Source organism: Rhodococcus sp. WB1, from assembly GCF_001700945.1.
GTDB classification, from domain to species: Bacteria; Actinomycetota; Actinomycetes; order Mycobacteriales; family Mycobacteriaceae; genus Rhodococcus; species Rhodococcus aetherivorans.
In genome coordinates, this window is record NZ_CP015529.1 from 5,548,223 (window position 1) to 5,564,565 (window position 16,343).

Genomic DNA, 16,343 nt, shown 5'->3' on the forward strand with positions numbered 1-16,343 from the left:
CCGCGGCCACTCCGGCGCCACCCACCGCCTCACCATTCATTCCACGAGCCCAGGAGACACCCCCGTGGCCGACAAGCACCGCATCAATTTCGAGCCCGTCGACATCGAGATGGAAGTCGGCGAGGACGAGTACATCCTCGACGCCGCCTTCCGGCAGGGCATCCATCTGATGCACGGCTGCCGCGAGGGGCGTTGCTCGGCCTGCAAATCCTTTGTCCTCGACGGCGACATCCAGATGGAGGACTATTCGACGTTCGCCTGCAACGACGCCGAGACCGACGAGGGGCACGTACTGCTCTGCCGCTCGACTGCATACAGCGACTGCACCATCGAACTGCTCAATTTCGACGAGGACGAACTCCTGGGTGGTATCCCCATTCAAGAAGTGCGCACCCGGATCACCGCGATCGAGCCGATGACCAAGGACATTGTGTCGCTGCAACTGCAGCCCGTCGAACCCACGGAGTACGAGTTCAAACCCGGTCAGTACTCCGACCTGCAGATACCGGGAACCGAGGAACATCGGTCCTTCTCCATGGCGACGACCCGATCGACGCCGGGACATGTCGAGTTCCTCATCAAGAAGTACCCCGGTGGCAAGTTCGCCGGCTTGCTCGAGGACGGCATCTCGGTGGGCGACGAGATCACGCTGACCGGACCGTACGGATCCTTCACCCTCAAGGACGGTCACGTCCTGCCGGTGGTCTTCATCGGCGGCGGCGCCGGCATGGCCCCGATCCTCTCGCTCCTGCGGCACATGAGCGAGACCGGCAGCACCCGGCCCGTCCGGTTCTACTACGGTGCCCGCACGCCGGCGGATCTGTTCTACCTCGAAGAGATCCTCGAACTGGGAAAGACCCTGACGGACTTCGTGTTCGTGCCCTGCCTCTCGGAGTCGGCGGAGCCGGTGCCGTCCGGACTCCCGGAGGTCGAGGAAGGCAACGTCACCGACATCGTGGACCGCCGCGAGCCGGACATCCACCGGAGCGAGGTCTACCTGTGCGGGCCACCCCCCATGGTCGATGCAGCCCTGGAATTGCTCGAGGTGCACAACACCCCGAAAGACCAGATCTTCTACGACAAGTTCACCAGCCCCGCCTTCGAGTAGGCGCCATAGGAAACCACCCTGCTCCTTCACCGACAGAAGTGAGAAACGAGATGACCGCATCTACCGACTCCAAGCACCGTAGCTTCCCGAAGATCGAGTTCACCGACTCCGAGGCCGGCGCGCTGGACTTTCCCAGCTCCCGCAGCCGCACCTTCACCTACTACACGCCGGCCAAGAAGCGGTCGACGATGTACGAGGACGTCACCGTCGACGTGCAGCCCGATCCCGAGCGGCACCTGTCGCAGGGCTGGATCTACGGCTTCGGCGACGGACCGGGCGGATACCCGAAGGAATGGACGGCCGCGAAGTCGTCGAACTGGCACGCCTTCCTCGACCCGAACGAGGAGTGGGACCAGACGATCTACCGCAACAACGCGGCGGTCGTGCGCCAGGTCGATCTGTGCCTGCAGAACGCCAAGCGCGCCCGCGCCTACGACGGCTGGAACACGCCGTGGCTGAAGTTCATCGAACGCAACCTCGGCGCCTGGATGCACGCCGAGAACGGCCTGGCGCTGCACGTGTTCACCTCCATCCAGCGGTCCGGGCCCACGAACATGATCAACACCGCGGTGGCGGTCAACGCGGCACACAAGATGCGGTTCGCGCAGGACCTCGCGCTGTTCAACCTCGACCTGTCCGAGGCCGGGATACCGTTCGACGGGGCCGCCCACAAGGAGGTCTGGCAGTCGGCGCCCGAATGGCAGCCCACCCGCGAGGTCGTCGAACGGCTCACCGCGGTGCCGGACTGGTGCGAGCTGCTCTTCGCCACCAACATCGTCTTCGAGCAGCTCGTCGGCTCGCTGTTCCGCAGCGAGCTGGTCATGCAGATCGCCGCCCGCAACGGCGACTACATCACGCCGACGATCGTCGGCACCGGTGAGCACGACTACGACCGGGATCTCGCGTACACGCGCAACCTCTTCCGGCTGCTCACCCGCGACGAGCAGTTCGGCGAATCGAACAGGGAGCTGTTCGGGACCTGGCTGGCGACCTGGGTGCCGCGCTGCATCGACGCCGCGCGCGCCCTGCAGCCGATCTGGTCGCAGCCGGCCGACAAGGCGGTCACCTTCGCCTCCAGCCTCGAGGCGGCCGAGGCGAAGTTCCGTTCCCTGCTCGAGGACATCGGGCTCGACATCGCGAAGGAGCTGGACAAGTGAGCATGCAATTCGGATCGGCCACCGAGTTCTCCAACATGTGTGGCGTCACCCTGATGAACACCCCGATCGGTCGCGTGGTCGCCGAGGTCATGGGCGCCAAGGACGGCGTGCAGCTGACGGAGTACCCGTCGATGATCCGCGTCGACGGCGTCAACCGCCTCGAGTTCGACTACGAGGAACTCACCGACGCTCTCGGCTCCGACTTCGACGGCTCCGTCTTCGAGGAGATCAGCTCCACCCACTACGGGCGCATGGTGCACCTCGATGACAAGACCATGCTCTTCGCCAGTCCCGAGGACGCCGCCGAGTACATCGGATTCGATCTCACGGCGCACTGACCGCGGCCGTCCGGGCCCGCAGACCGGGCCCGGACGGCTCCCGATCCACCACCGGCACACGACAGAACGAGGGAAGCGATGTACGAGAAGGACGGGCAGCAGTACTTCATCGTGGACGGGCACGTGCACATCTGGGACGGCCGCGAGTCGAACCAGAAGAACGTGCACGGGCGGCAGTTCATCGACTGCTTCTACGACTACCACAAGAACCTCAGCCCCGAGGAGGAGGTGTGGGACTACGACACCTACACCTACTACGGCGGCGAACGCCTCATGAAGGACCTGTTCGTGGACGGTCACGTGGACCACGCGATCTTCCAGGCCACCCTGTTGAGCGACTTCTACCGCAACGGGTTCGGGCAGACCGAGGAGGCGTTCGGGCTCACCCGCAAGCACCCCGACAAGCTCACGTACAACCATGCCTACGATCCCCGCCACGGGGAGGCCGGCCTCGAACAGCTGCGCCGGGACGCCGAACGGATGAACCTCCAGGGCGTCAAGCTCTACACCGCCGAATGGCACGGCGACTCCCGCGGATACAAGCTCGACGACCCGTGGTCGAGGCGCTACCTCGAGGAGTGCATCGAGCTGGGGATCAAGAACATCCACGTGCACAAGGGCCCCACCATCCGGCCGCTGGACCGTGACGCCTTCGACGTCGCCGACGTGGACAAGGTCGCCACCGACTACCTCGATCTGCGCTTCGTCGTCGAACACGTGGGCCTGCCCCGGCTCGAGGACTTCTGCTGGATCGCCACCCAGGAGTCCAACGTGTACGGCGGTCTGGCCGTGGCGATGCCGTTCATCCACACCCGTCCCCGGTACTTCGCCCAGATCATCGGCGAATTGCTCTACTGGATCGGCGAGGACAAGATCCTGTTCGCCAGCGACTACGCGCTGTGGACCCCGAAGTGGCTGATCGAGAAGTTCGTGGACTTCCAGATCCCGGAGGACATGACCGAATACGCGCCGATCACCGTCGAACAGAAGAAGAAGATCCTCGGCCTCAACGCCGCGGCGCTCTACGACATCGACGTCCCGGAACACCTGCGGCTGCCCGAGCCGGCCGGACAGGAGGGGGTCGAGGTCGCCGCGGGAGCCCAGCAGGCGGTGTCGTCGTGACCGCGGCTCCGGTGTCGGGCAGCGACGTGCTCGCCGCGCTCGGCACCGTGGTCGATCCCGAACTGGACGAACCGATCACCGATCTCGGCTTCGTGCGGTCGGTGGTCCTCGACGACGACGGGGTGACCGTGCACCTGCGGCTGCCCACCGCGTTCTGTTCGCCGAACTTCGCCTACCTCATGGCATCCGACGCGCAGGACGCCCTGCGGGCGATCGAGGACATCGGGCACGTGCGGATCCTCCTCGACGACCACCACGACAGCGGCAAGATCAACCGCGGGCTCGCCGCCGACGCCGGCTACCGGGGCACCTTCGGCTCCGAGGCGGAGGAGAACCTCGACGAGTTGCGCCGCACGTTCCGGCGCAAGGCGCACCTCGCCGCCCTGGAACGCTGCCTCGAGAACCTGCTGAAGCACTCGGAGCTCACCGTCGACGACATCCCGTCGCTGACGCTGAGCGACATCCCGCCCGGCCGGCAGAAGGCGGCCCTGATACGCCGGCGGCTCGACATCGGCCTGAGCCTGTGCCCGGCCAGCCGGGTGTTCGTCGACGACGACGGGCGGCCGATCCCCCGTGAGGCGGTACCGATGCGGCTGCGGTTCGCCAAGTCCGTGCGGATCTCCATGGAGGGGAACGCACACTTCTGCCGCGGGCTGCTCGCGACCCGGTACGCCGACAGCGACGGCGGATCGGCAACACCCCGGGTCGCCGACGTCCGAACCAGTTGTTCCGCAATCGTCAGGAGAGTGTCATGAAGGCCGTGCAGGTGGTGGGGTACCACACCAAGCTCCAGCTCGAGGAGATCCCCGAGCCGAAGATCGAGGGCCCGCTCGACGTCGTCGTCCGCATCGGCGGAGCGGGCGTGTGCCGCACCGACATCCACATCCTCGAGGGGCAGTGGGCCGAGAAGAGCGGCGTCGTCCTGCCGTACACGATCGGCCACGAGAACGCCGGCTGGGTCCACGCCGTCGGCGACGCCGTCACCAACGTCGCCGTCGGCGACAAGGTCATCCTCCACCCCCTCATCACGTGCGGACTCTGCCGCGCGTGCCGGTTCGGCGACGACGTGCACTGCGAGAACAGCCGGTTCCCCGGCATCGACACCAACGGTGGCTACGCCGAGTACCTGCGCACCACCGCGCGCAGCGTGGTCCGGATCGACGACTCGCTCGAGCCGTCCGACGTCGCAGCCCTCGCCGACGCCGGGCTCACGGCCTACCACGCGGTCGCCAAGGCCGCGCGGGCGACGCGACCGGGCGACGTGTGCGTCATGATCGGCGCGGGCGGCCTCGGCCACATCGGCATCCAGGTCCTGAAGGCGGTCTCCGCGGCGACCCTGATCGTGGTGGACCGCAACCCGGCCGCCGTCGCGCTGGCCGTCGGGATCGGTGCCGACCACGGCATCGTCGCCGACGGCACCCACGTGCAGCAGGTCCTCGAGCTGACCGGCGGCCGCGGCGCCGAGGCCGTCGTGGACTTCGTCGGCGAGGGCGGCGCCACGAGGGACGGCGTCGCGATGCTGCGCCGCGCCGGCAACTACTACGTGGTCGGATACGGCGAGAACATCGACGTCCCCACGATCGACGTGATCTCCACCGAGATCAACTTCATCGGCAATCTCGTCGGCTCCTACAACGACCTGCAGGAGCTCATGGCCCTCGCCGCCCAGGGAAAAGTCACGCTGCACACCACGAAATATCCGCTCGAGCAGTTCCAGCAGGCGATCGACGACCTCGACGCGGGACGGGTCCGCGGCCGCGCGATCCTCGTCCCCTGAACCGCACCCCGCACAGTCAGCACGAAAGGAAACCCAGCCATGGCCAAGGATCTGCGGTTCAACCAGGAGGCACGCCTCCTTCTCGAGTACGGGGTCAACGCGCTCGCCGACGCGGTCAAGGTGACCCTCGGCCCCAAGGGCCGAAACGCGGTGCTCGAGAAGCTGACCGGCCCACCCACCATCACCAACGACGGTGTCACGATCGCCCGCGAGATCCAGCTGCGGGACCCGTTCGCCAACATGGGCGCGCAGCTGGTCAAGGAAGTGGCAATGAAGACCAACGGCGTCGTCGGTGACGGCACCACGACCGCGACCGTGCTGGCGCAGGCCATGGTCCGCGAGGGGATGCGGGCCGTCGACGCCGGTGCCAATCCCATGCGGGTGCGGCGCGGCATCGAACGCACCGTTCCCGTCGTCGTCGAGGCACTGCGGGACCGGTCGGTGCAGGTCGACGGACGCAAGGATCTCGAGCGCATCGCGACCCTCGCCGCGAGCGACGACGAGGCCATCGGCGAGGCCATCGCCGAGGCGGTCTCCCACGTGGGCAGGTCCGGCATCGTCACCACCGAGGAGAGCGAGACCCTCGGGATGTCGGTGAGCGTCGTCGACGGCATCGAATTCGACCACGGCTACATCTCCGGCTACATGGTGACCAACCCCGAACGCATGGAAGCGGTCCACGAGAATCCGCTGATCCTGTTGACCAACAAGAAGATCACCCAGGTGCAGGAGATCATGCCGAGCATCGAGGCGGCCAAGCGCGCCGATCGGCCCCTCGTCGTGCTGGCCGAGGACGTCGACGGCCCCGCCCTGCAGCTCCTCGTCGGCGGCAACATGCACAACACCATGCAGTCCGTCGTCGTGCGGGCGCCCGGCTTCGGGCACCGGCGCGTCGCCGAGCTGCAGGACCTCGCGGTCGCGCTGGGCGGGCACGTCGTCGCCAAGGACACCGGCGTCGAACTGTCCGAGGTGACGGCCGAGCACCTCGGTTCCTGCGACCGCATCACCGTCACCGAGAACGAGACGACGATCGTCGGCGGCCACGGCGATCAGAGTCTCCTCGATGCGCGGATCGCGCAGCTCGAGGCGCAGCTCGGACGGGCCCGGATCGACGCCGACCAGGACAGCCTCCAGCTGCGCATCGCCCGGCTCACCGGGCGGGTCGCCGTCATCCGCGTCGGCGGCGCCACCAGCGTCGAACTCAAGGAACGCATGCTGCGCGTCGAGGACGCCCTGGCCGCCACCCGGGCCGCCCTCGAGGACGGCATCGTCGCCGGGGGCGGCACCGCCCTGGGGCAGGCGCACCGGGCGCTGGCCGAGCTCGACCTGCCCGGCGACGAAGGCATCGGCCGCGACGTGGTGCGGCGTGCCCTGCCCGAGCCGCTCCGGTGGATCGCGGTCAACGCCGGCTTCGACGGCGACGAGGTCGTGGAGGTCGTCGCGGGGCTGCCGTCGGGACACGGGTTCAACGCGCTCTCCGGCAAGTACGGCGACATGTTCGACGAGGGCGTCGTCGACCCGTTCAAGGTCACCCGCGCCGCGCTCGAGAGCGCCGCGTCCATCGCGGCGCTGCTCATCACCACCGAGACCGCGATCGTGGAGGAGGTCTTCGGCAACCCCGGGGCGATCCACGCGCCCGGCTTCGGGGACCTGGCCGAGGGCATGGTCCGCCCGTCCAACATCTACTGATCGCCGGGGGATCGTCTCGGCGGCGGCCGGGCCTCGTCGGTCGCTTCCCTCCGAGGCAACCGGCCGCCGCCGTGCCCACCACGGCTCGACAGGAAGGGAGTGCGCAATGATCTTCATCGTGGTCAGGTTCCGGGTCCGTCGCGAATACCGGGACGACTGGGTCGCCCTCACAAAGGAATTCACCGAGTCGACGCGGGCCGAACCGGGCAATCTGTGGTTCGAGTGGTCGCGCAGCGTGGACGACCCGTCCGAGTACGTGCTCGTCGAGGCGTTCCGCGACGGTGAGGCCGGTGCCGCCCACGTCGGTGCCGACCACTTCCGCAAGGGGCTCGACGCCATGCGCCCGGCGCTGAGCGAGACCCCGCGGATCCTCCACACCGAGATCCCCGGCGTCGAGTGGTCCCGCATGGGCGAACTCGAAATATAGGCGGCTCGCCGCCGTGACACTGTGGCGGCTCGCCGTGACACTGTGGCGGCTCGCCGCCGTGACACTGTGGCGGCTCGCCGCCGTGACACTGTGGCGGCTCGCCGCCGTGACACTCTGGTGGCTCGCCGCCGTGGTGCCCTTTCGGATCTCCCCCGGTCCGAAAGGGCACCACACTCAATGACTCTCGCGCACGAGCAGGCGCAGTTCCGCGCCGAGCGTGCACGCCCGCGGCAGATCGACGAGCCCGTCCTCGCGCAGTTCGGTGGTCAGGCGCGTCACCCGGGCGATCGCGTCCGGGACCCGCCGCTGCCACCGCGCCAGGACCTCGTCGACGTCGGCCGGAACGATCGGGGTGCCGTCCCGGCGCAGGATCGCGGCGACGAGGGCGTGGTGGCGTTCGGCGAGCTCGTCCCGCACCGTGGCGATCGCCGTGCTGTCCCACCAGGTGTGGGATCCGGCGGACAGGTCCGGCGACGTCCCGTCGAGCCCCAGCAGCGAACCCGTGCCGGCGTGCACCCGGGCGACGGTGCGCGCCGGGCAGTTCAGCGTGTACGCCGTGTCGACCAGGGCCGGGTACTCGCCGAGTAGCCGGAAGTCCGGCCCCCCGTCCGCCCCGGTGTCGCTCAGCAGGTCCTCCACTCCGGCACGCAGCCGGGTGATCTCGGCGCTCACGTCGAGCGGCGACGGCCGCAGCCGCAGGATCCACGAGGCCGCATGCTCGACGAAATTCTGCACGGTGCCGAGCCGCGCCCAGCGTTCGGCGCCGGAACCGGGGCGGTCCCGCGCCTCGGCCCACAACCGGTCGGTGTCGAACACCGCCCGGATCACCGCGTACGCCCGTGCGACCGCCGGCGTGCGCACCCCGAGTCGTTCCTCGAGCTGATAGATCATCCCCGGTCCGACGTGGTCGACGAGGTCGGAGGCGATCCGGGTCGCGACGATCTCGCGGCGCAGGGGATGATCCCGGATCTCGTCCTGCAGCAGTCCGCGCATGCGTTCGGGGAAGTACGCCTGGGCGACGTCGGCGAAGACGGGGTCGTCGGGCACATCCGACTCGAGCAGGTCCCGGCACACGACGTTCTTCGACCGCGCGAGCAGCACCGCGATCTCCGGCCTGGTCAGCCCGCGGCCGGCCCCGGCCCGCGCGGCCAGCTCCTGCACCGTGGGCAGTACCTCGGTGCTGCGGCGGATCCCGTCACCGGTCTCGAGGTGGCTGATGAGCCGCTCGTGCCGGCCGAGGAGCCGGGCCGCGCGCGAGACGGCGAGCCCGAGCGCCACCGACTGGTCCCGGCTCGTGCGCAACACCGTGCGGGCCACCTCGTCACGGGCGTCGCCGAGCAGGCGGTTGCGTTCCTCGAGTGTCAGACGTCCGCTGCGCCGGGCGGATTCGAGGGCGATCTTCAGGTTCACCTCGGCGTCGGAGGTGGCGACGCCGGCCGCGTTGTCGATGAAGTCCGCGTTGATGCGGCCGCCCGCCGCCGAGAACTCGATGCGTGCCCGCTGCGTGAAACCGAGGTTGCCGCCCTCGCCGACGACGCGGCAGCGGAGCTGTGAGGCATCGACGCGGACGTCGTCGTTACCCGGATCGGCTGCATCCGTGTGACTTTCGGAGGTGGCCTTGACGTAGGTGCCGACGCCGCCGTTCCAGAGCAGATCCACCGGTGCGGTCAGCAGCGCCTTGATCAATTCGCTCGGGGTGGTGGTGGGGTGCGGCAGACCGAGCAGGCGCCGTGCGGGTTCCGGGACGGTGACGGACTTCGCGGAGCGAGGCCACACCCCTCCGCCGGGCGAGAGGACGTCGCGGTCGACATCGTCCCAGCTCGATCCGGGACGCTCGAACAGCCGGCGGCGCTCCGCGTAGGCGCGGGCCGGGTCCGGGTCCGGGTCGAGGAAGATGTGGCGGTGGTCGAACGCGCCGACGAGGCGCAGGTGCGGGGAGAGCAGCATCCCGTTGCCGAAGACGTCGCCGGACATGTCTCCGATCCCCACCGCCGTCACCTCGGTGGTGTCCACGTCGACACCGAGGTCGGCGAAGTGCTCGCGAACCGCGACCCACGCGCCGCGCGCGGTGATGCCCATGGCCTTGTGGTCGTATCCGCTGGATCCGCCGGAGGCGAAGGCGTCGCCGAGCCAGTAGTCGTACTCCGCTGCGATGGAGTTCGCCAGGTCGGAGAACGCGGCGGTGCCCTTGTCCGCGGCCACCACCAGATATCCGTCGTCCCCACCGTGGACGACCGTACGGTCCGGGTGCACGATCTTCCCGTCGACGATATTGTCGACGAGATCGAGCATTCCCCGGATGAACGTCGAATAGGCCTGGGCCGGAGAGATATCCGGGTTTCGCCGCACGAACGCGCCCTTGGCGCCGACGGGGACGATGGGAGCGTTCTTCACCACCTGGGTCTTCATCAGGCCGAGTACCTCGGTGCGGTAGTCCTCCGGGCGGTCCGAGAATCGCACACCGCCGCGGGCGACGGTGCCGCTCCGCACGTGGATGCCCTCCATGTCGTCCGAGTGGACGAAGATCTCGCGGTGGGGGACGACGAGCCCTGGATCGGCGAGACGTCCGGAATCGAGCATGAATGCGCCGTACGATTTCGGTGCGCCGTGTTCGTCGCGCTGGTACCAGTTGGTGCGCACGGTGGCGGTGACGAACGACTCCAGGCTGCGCAGGATGCGGTCCTCGTCGAGGCTTTCCGCCGCGCCGCGCCGCGCGGCGAGCGCCCGCTCCGCCCGCTCGGCGGCGACGTCCCGGTCGCGCCGGTCCGGGTCGAAGCGCGCGGCGAAGCAGGCGACGAGGGCCTCGACGAATCCTGGATGCCGGCAGAGGGTATCGACGATGTACCGCTCCGACATGATCAGACCGGCCTGGCGGGCGAAGCGGCCGGCGGCCCGGACCAGGGCGATGTCCCGCACGTCCACATCGGCGACGACGGCGAGGCGGGCGTACCGGTCGACGACGGTGCGGCCCTGCGCATGGGCGTCGACGACCGCCGCTACCCGGCAAGGCGAACCCGGCCCCCACTCCGGGGGCGTGACGAACGCGAACCGATGCACCCGGCGATCCTCGCCGTCCCCCGTCAGGTGTTCGTGATCGTCGATCCGCAGCCCGAAGTGTTCGAAGGTGTGGACGGAGTCGGACAGCGACGGATCGCGGCCCGGCCACCTCATGACGGCGTCGGCGACGCCGTCGCGGGCAGCGCGCTCGACGAACAGGAGGGCCGGATGCTCCCCGCGTGACCCGGCGAGGTGCCGCGCGGCCCCGGCGACGTCGGTGGGCAGCGGTTCGTGTCGATGCGTGGTGGCGGTATCGGTGGTCATCGGCGTGTCCTTTCGATCACCCGGTGTGGGCCGTGGTGTGCCGCCAGTCTGCGGGTGACCCCTGGAGACGGACATGTACTCGATGTCCATGTATGCGGCGGAACTTGTACTTCCGGTCCATGAGTGACCGGCGTTCTCGCCCCTACAGTTCGAGGAAACCGACGGAGGGAGAAGGACATGACCGCAGTGGAACTCGTACGGGGCGGGCCCGGACTCGAGCAGGCACGCCGCATCGTGACGGAAATCCCGGGCCCCCGGTCCCGCGAGCTGGCGCAGCGCCGCGCCGCCGCGCTGCCGGCGGGCCTGGCCAGTGGCGCCGAGATTTACGCGGCGGCGGGCGGCGGGGGTGTGCTCGTCGACGTGGACGGGAACTCCTTCATCGACCTCGGTTCCGGCATCGCCGTCACCACCGTCGGCAACTCCGCCCCGCGCGTCGTCGAACGCGCCACCGCGCAGCTGCAGCAGTTCACCCACACCTGCTTCCTCGCCACGCCGTACGAGCCGTACATCGAGGTTGCCGAGGTCCTCAACCGGCTGACCCCCGGAACCCACGCCAAGCGCACGGCACTGTTCAACACCGGCAGCGAGGCCGTCGAGAACGCCGTGAAGTACGCCCGCGCGGCGACCGGTCGTTCCGCCGTGGTCACGTTCGACCACGCCTTCCACGGCCGGACGCTGATGACGATGACCATGACGGCGAAGAACCAGCCCTACAAGCACTCCTTCGGTCCGTTCGCCCCGGAGGTCTACCGCGCGCCGATGGCCTACCCCTACCGGTGGCCGAGCGGGCCCGACCGTGCCGCGGACGAGGCGTTCGAGCAGTTCCGGCTGCTCGTCGACGCCCAGATCGGCGCGGACCAGGTGGCGTGCGTCGTCGTCGAACCCATCCAGGGCGAAGGCGGGTTCATCGTCCCCGCCGACGGATTCCTCCGCCGCGTCGCAGATTTCTGCCGGGACCGCGGCATCCTCGTCGTCGCCGACGAGGTGCAGACCGGCATCGCCCGCACCGGAGCATGGTTCGCCTGCGAGCACGAAGGCCTGGTGCCGGATCTGATCGTCACGGCGAAGGGACTCGCCGGCGGGCTTCCGCTCGCGGCCGTCACCGGCCGGGTCGAGATCATGGATCGCGCCCACCCGGGCGGCATCGGCGGCACCTACAGTGGCAACCCCGCGGCGTGCGCGGCGGCCCTCGGGGTGTTCGAGACGATCGAAGCGGAGCATCTGCTCGACCGGGCTCAGGAAATCGGCGCGCTGATGCTGCGGGAACTGCGCGACATCGGCACCCACCACCCCGTCGTCGGCGACGTCCGCGGACGCGGCGCCATGATCGCCGTCGAACTCGTCGAGCCCGGTACGACCACTCCCAACCGCGAGGCCGTCGCGGAGATCGTCCGGTACTGCCAGGCCCACGGGGTCCTCACCCTGACCGCCGGCACGTTCGGGAACGTGCTCCGTTTCCTGCCGCCGCTGTCGATCTCCGACGAGCTGCTCACCGAGGCGTTCTCGGTGCTGCGCGACGCGTTCGCCGCCCTCTGACCACCACCGCTCCCTACTCCGCGAGGACCAGCACATGACCACCACCGCACCCGCCCGCACGACCGGTCCGCTGCGACCGCTCGAACTCCTCGGCGCCGACACACTGCTCGACGCCGACGAACGCGACATCGCCGCCACCGTCCGCCGCTTCGTCGAGACGCGGCTCGTCCCCGAGGTCGGCGACTGGTTCGAATCCGCGACGCTGCCCAAGGAAGTGGCGAAGGAGTTCGGCGCCCTCGGCGTCCTCGGCATGCACCTGGACGGGTACGGCTGCGCCGGCACCAACGCCGTCAGCTACGGCCTGGCCTGCCTGGAACTCGAGGCCGGCGACAGCGGATTCCGCAGCTTCGTCTCGGTGCAGGGTTCGCTGTCGATGTTCTCCATCCACCGCTACGGATCCGACGAACAGAAGCAGGAATGGCTGCCCCGCCTGGCCTCCGGAGACGCCATCGGATGCTTCGGACTGACGGAACCCGACTTCGGGTCCAACCCTTCGGGAATGCGCACCCGCGCCCGCCGGGACGGTTCGGACTGGATCCTCACCGGCACCAAGATGTGGATCACCAACGGCAATCTCGCGGACGTCGCCACGGTGTGGGCCCAGACCGACGAGGGTGTCCGCGGGTTCCTGGTTCCCACCGACACACCCGGCTTCACCGCCAACAGGATTCACCGCAAGCTGTCGCTGCGGGCCTCGGTGACCTCCGAGCTGGTCCTCGACAACGTGCGCCTGCCGGGCTCGGCCGAGCTTCCCCTCGCCCGCGGCCTCGGGGCTCCCCTGTCGTGCCTCAACGAGGCCCGGTTCGGCATCGTGTTCGGCGCGCTCGGCGCGGCCCGGAACAGCCTCGAGACCGCGTTGGACTACGCCGCCTCCCGGGAGGTCTTCGACCGCCCGCTCGCCGCCTACCAGCTCACCCAGGAGAAGCTGGCCGACATGACGCTCGAGCTCGGCAAGGGCTTCCTGCTCGCACTGCACCTCGGCCGCCTCAAGGACGAGTCCGGTGTCACCCCCGAGCAGATCAGCCTCGGCAAGCTCAACAACGTGCGCGAGGCATTGGCCATTGCCCGCGAATGCCGGACCATTCTCGGCGCCAGCGGCATCACCCTCGAGTACTCGCCGCTGCGGCACGCCAACAACCTCGAGTCGGTGCTGACCTACGAGGGCACCAGCGAGATGCACCTGCTCTCGATCGGCCGCGCCCTGACCGGTCACGCCGCATTCCGCTGACCCGCACCGTCGAAGCGTCGAAGGGACACACGATGACGACACCCGTTCTGCTGCAGCACTACATCGACGGCGAGTGGTTCGACGGCGGGGCCGAGGCCCTGGCGAGCATCAGCCCCGCCGAGCCGGACGTCACCGTGGCCCGCGGTCGTGCGGCCACGGGCGACGACGTCGACCGGGCCGTGGCCGCCGCGCGCGCCGCGGCCCGGCCATGGGCGAGAACCCCGGCGCACGAGCGCGGTGCCGTCCTCGCCCGGGCGGCTGCCGTCGTCGAATCGTCCGCGTCGCAGTGGGGCGCGGAACTTGCCCGGGAGGAGGGCAAGACGCGGGGCGAAGGCGTCGCCGAGGTGCTCCGCGCGGCCCAGATCCTGCGCTTCTACGGCGGCGAGGGCGACCGGGAGGCCGGCGAGATGTTCGCCTCCCCCCGCCGCGGTGAGCAGATCCTGGTCGCGCGCAAGCCCGTCGGCGTGGTCGGGGTCATCACCCCCTTCAACTTCCCCATCGCGATCCCCGCCTGGAAGATCGCCCCGGCACTGACCTACGGCAACACCGTGGTGTGGAAGCCGGCGGGCACCGTGCCGCTGCTGGCCATGCGGCTGATGCAGGCCCTCGCCGACGCCGGCCTGCCGCCGGGGGTGCTCAACCTCGTCATCGGTGGCCGGGCGGTCGGCGCCGGCATCGCCGACCATCCGGGTGTCGACGCGCTGACCTTCACCGGTTCCACGGCGGTGGGCCGGAGCCTCGCGGCGGCGGGAGCCGCCCGGGGGGTGCCGGTGCAGGCGGAGATGGGCGGCAAGAACGCGGCGGTGGTGCTCGGCGACGCGGACCTCGATCTCGCCGCCGAACAGGTGCTGCTCGGCGCGTTCCGGTCGTCGGGGCAGAAGTGCACGGCGACCTCCCGGCTCATCGTCACCGACGACGTCGCCGACGAGTTCGTCGGTGAACTCGTCGCCCGGATCGGGAAGTGGACCGTCGGCAATCCCCTGGACGAGGACGTCCACATGGGTCCGGTGGTCGACGCCGCGGCGCGGGCGTCGATCCGGGCGGGGGTCGACGAGGCGGTACGCCAGGGTGCCCGAGTGTTGTGCGGGGGCCGGCCCTACGAGGACGGTGAACTGGCGGCCGGGTTCTACGTGCCGCCCACCGTGCTCGAGCTGCCCGGCACCCGGCTCGACGTGTGGCGCGAGGAACTGTTCGGGCCCGTACTGGCCGTGTGCCGGGCGGCCGACGCCGAGACGGCGTTCGCGCTCGCCGACGACAGCGAGTACGGCTTGTCGGCGGCGGTGTTCACCCAGGACCTCACCCGCGCCCTCGGGGCACTCGACGACCTGGACGTGGGCATCCTGCACATCAACTCCGAATCCGCCGGCGCCGACCCGCACGTCCCGTTCGGCGGCGCGAAGAAGAGCGGGTACGGCCCGAAGGAACAGGGCCGCGCCGCACGGGAGTTCTTCACCCACACCACGACCGTCTACCTTCGCGGCGGGAGGCCGATCGCATGAGCAGGGGCGCACTCGACGGCATCGTCGTCGCCGACTTCACCCGGGTCCTCGCCGGCCCCTACGCCACGATGATGCTCGCGGACATGGGTGCCGAGGTCGTCAAGATCGAACGTCCCGGCACCGGCGACGACACCCGCGCGTGGGGACCGCCCTACGACGACGAGGGCTCGGCCACGTACTTCAACTCGGTGAACCGCAACAAGACCTCCGTGGTCCTGGACCTCGCGTCGGAGGACGGCCGCGCCGAGGCCCGCCGGCTCGTGGCGCGCGCGGACATCGTGGTCGAGAACTTCCGGGCGGGCACCATGGAGCGGCTCGGCCTGGGCTACGACGAGCTGCTCGACGTGAACCCGGGGCTGATCTACTGCTCCGTCACCGGGTTCGGGAGCGGGGACGGAGCGGCCCTGCCGGGCTACGACCTGCTCGTGCAGGCCGTCGGTGGGCTCATGAGCATCACCGGACCCGAGGCCGGTACGCCGACGAAGGTGGGTGTCGCGGTCGTCGACGTGCTCACCGGCCTGCACGCCCTCGCCGGCATCCTCGCCGCTCTGCATCATCGGGAGCGCACCGGCGAGGGGCAGCGCGTCGAAACCAATCTTCTTTCCGCGCTCCTGTCGTCGCTCGTCAATCAGGCGTCGGCGTACCTCGGTGCCGGGGTGGTGCCCGGCATCCTCGGAAACCGGCACCCCAGCATCGCCCCGTACGAGGTGTTCACGACCAAGGACCGGCCGCTGGCGCTGGCGGTGGGCAACGACAAGCAGTTCACGCGGCTCGCCGAGACGATCGGCGCGCCGGAGCTGGCCACCGATCCGCGCTTCCGCAGCAACCCGCTGCGCGTCGCACACCGCGAGGAACTGTGCGCCGAGATCACCTCGATCCTCGTCACGGCCGGGGCCGACCACTGGTACGACGAACTCTCCCGCGTGGGTGTTCCGGCCGGACCCATCAACGACGTCGCCGAGGCATTCGAGTTCGCGCGGCGTCTCGGCCTCGATGCCGTGGTGTCCGTGCCGGGAAGCGCCACGCCGCAGGTCGGAAATCCGTTGAGCTTCTCCAGGACTCCGGTCCGGTACCGTTCGGCCCCGCCACCCCTGGGTGGAGCCGCGGACTGACCGGCAGGAACCGGAGGAGTGCCCGTCCC

General features: G+C 69.5%; 14 protein-coding genes. 13 read left to right on the forward strand and 1 reads right to left on the reverse strand.

From position 1 onward, the window contains the following. Positions 1-64: 64 nt before the first annotated feature. The 9 genes from A4U64_RS24880 (at position 65) to A4U64_RS28340 (ending at position 7,799) form a co-directional block, all read left to right on the forward strand. Entirely contained in the window at positions 65-1,108 is a 1,044-nt protein-coding gene (locus A4U64_RS24880; protein ID WP_043801009.1) for an FAD-binding oxidoreductase, read from the forward strand. A 50-nt stretch (positions 1,109-1,158) separates the two neighbouring features. Further along, on the forward strand, positions 1,159-2,265 hold the full coding sequence (locus A4U64_RS24885) for an aromatic/alkene monooxygenase hydroxylase subunit beta (protein ID WP_065923270.1): 1,107 nt from the start codon (positions 1,159-1,161) through the stop codon (positions 2,263-2,265). After that, on the forward strand, positions 2,262-2,603 hold the full coding sequence (mimD, locus tag A4U64_RS24890) for a propane 2-monooxygenase effector subunit MimD (protein WP_029546745.1): 342 nt from the start codon (positions 2,262-2,264) through the stop codon (positions 2,601-2,603). The genes A4U64_RS24885 and mimD overlap by 4 nt, the downstream gene beginning before the upstream one ends. 78 nt (positions 2,604-2,681) lie before the next feature. Beyond that, on the forward strand, positions 2,682-3,725 hold the full coding sequence (locus A4U64_RS24895) for an amidohydrolase family protein (protein ID WP_006932128.1): 1,044 nt from the start codon (positions 2,682-2,684) through the stop codon (positions 3,723-3,725). Beyond that, positions 3,722-4,480, forward strand: coding sequence for an iron-sulfur cluster assembly protein (locus tag A4U64_RS24900; protein ID WP_006932129.1), 759 nt, complete (start codon positions 3,722-3,724; stop codon positions 4,478-4,480). Before A4U64_RS24895 ends, A4U64_RS24900 begins: the two co-directional genes overlap by 4 nt. Continuing rightward, complete coding sequence (locus A4U64_RS24905) at positions 4,477-5,502, forward strand: NAD(P)-dependent alcohol dehydrogenase (RefSeq protein WP_029546743.1); 1,026 nt, start codon at positions 4,477-4,479, stop codon at positions 5,500-5,502. The genes A4U64_RS24900 and A4U64_RS24905 overlap by 4 nt, the downstream gene beginning before the upstream one ends. Before the next feature lie 39 nt (positions 5,503-5,541). After that, a complete protein-coding gene (gene groL / locus A4U64_RS24910; protein ID WP_006932131.1) occupies positions 5,542-7,191 on the forward strand; it encodes a chaperonin GroEL in 1,650 nt (549 codons plus the stop codon). A 106-nt stretch (positions 7,192-7,297) separates the two neighbouring features. Next, positions 7,298-7,618: a putative quinol monooxygenase gene (locus A4U64_RS24915; protein WP_029546742.1), complete on the forward strand. Its 321-nt coding sequence runs from the start codon at positions 7,298-7,300 to the stop codon at positions 7,616-7,618. A gap of 13 nt (positions 7,619-7,631) precedes the next feature. Next, entirely contained in the window at positions 7,632-7,799 is a 168-nt protein-coding gene (locus A4U64_RS28340) for a hypothetical protein (RefSeq protein WP_157127609.1), read from the forward strand. Here A4U64_RS28340 and A4U64_RS24920 read toward each other — a convergent pair. Then, on the reverse strand, positions 7,793-10,939 hold the full coding sequence (locus A4U64_RS24920; protein ID WP_065923271.1) for an NAD-glutamate dehydrogenase domain-containing protein: 3,147 nt from the start codon (positions 10,937-10,939) through the stop codon (positions 7,793-7,795). The two genes, A4U64_RS28340 and A4U64_RS24920, sit on opposite strands and share 7 nt — an antisense overlap. A 177-nt stretch (positions 10,940-11,116) precedes the next feature. Here A4U64_RS24920 and gabT point away from each other — a divergent pair, with 177 nt between their 5' ends. The 4 genes from gabT to A4U64_RS24940 are packed head-to-tail and all read left to right on the forward strand — an operon-like array spanning position 11,117 to position 16,314. Then, positions 11,117-12,475: a 4-aminobutyrate--2-oxoglutarate transaminase gene (gabT, locus tag A4U64_RS24925; RefSeq protein ID WP_050036194.1), complete on the forward strand. Its 1,359-nt coding sequence runs from the start codon at positions 11,117-11,119 to the stop codon at positions 12,473-12,475. A 34-nt stretch (positions 12,476-12,509) separates the two neighbouring features. Further along, positions 12,510-13,703 carry an acyl-CoA dehydrogenase family protein gene (locus A4U64_RS24930; protein WP_006932150.1) on the forward strand — a complete coding sequence of 398 codons (1,194 nt, stop codon included), beginning with the start codon at positions 12,510-12,512 and terminating at the stop codon, positions 13,701-13,703. A 32-nt stretch (positions 13,704-13,735) separates the two neighbouring features. Continuing rightward, positions 13,736-15,202 (forward strand): aldehyde dehydrogenase family protein, encoded by a 1,467-nt coding sequence (locus tag A4U64_RS24935; protein WP_043801001.1) that lies wholly within the window; start codon positions 13,736-13,738, stop codon positions 15,200-15,202. Beyond that, a complete protein-coding gene (locus tag A4U64_RS24940) occupies positions 15,199-16,314 on the forward strand; it encodes a CaiB/BaiF CoA transferase family protein (RefSeq protein ID WP_006932154.1) in 1,116 nt (371 codons plus the stop codon). The genes A4U64_RS24935 and A4U64_RS24940 overlap by 4 nt, the downstream gene beginning before the upstream one ends. Positions 16,315-16,343: the final 29 nt, after the last annotated feature.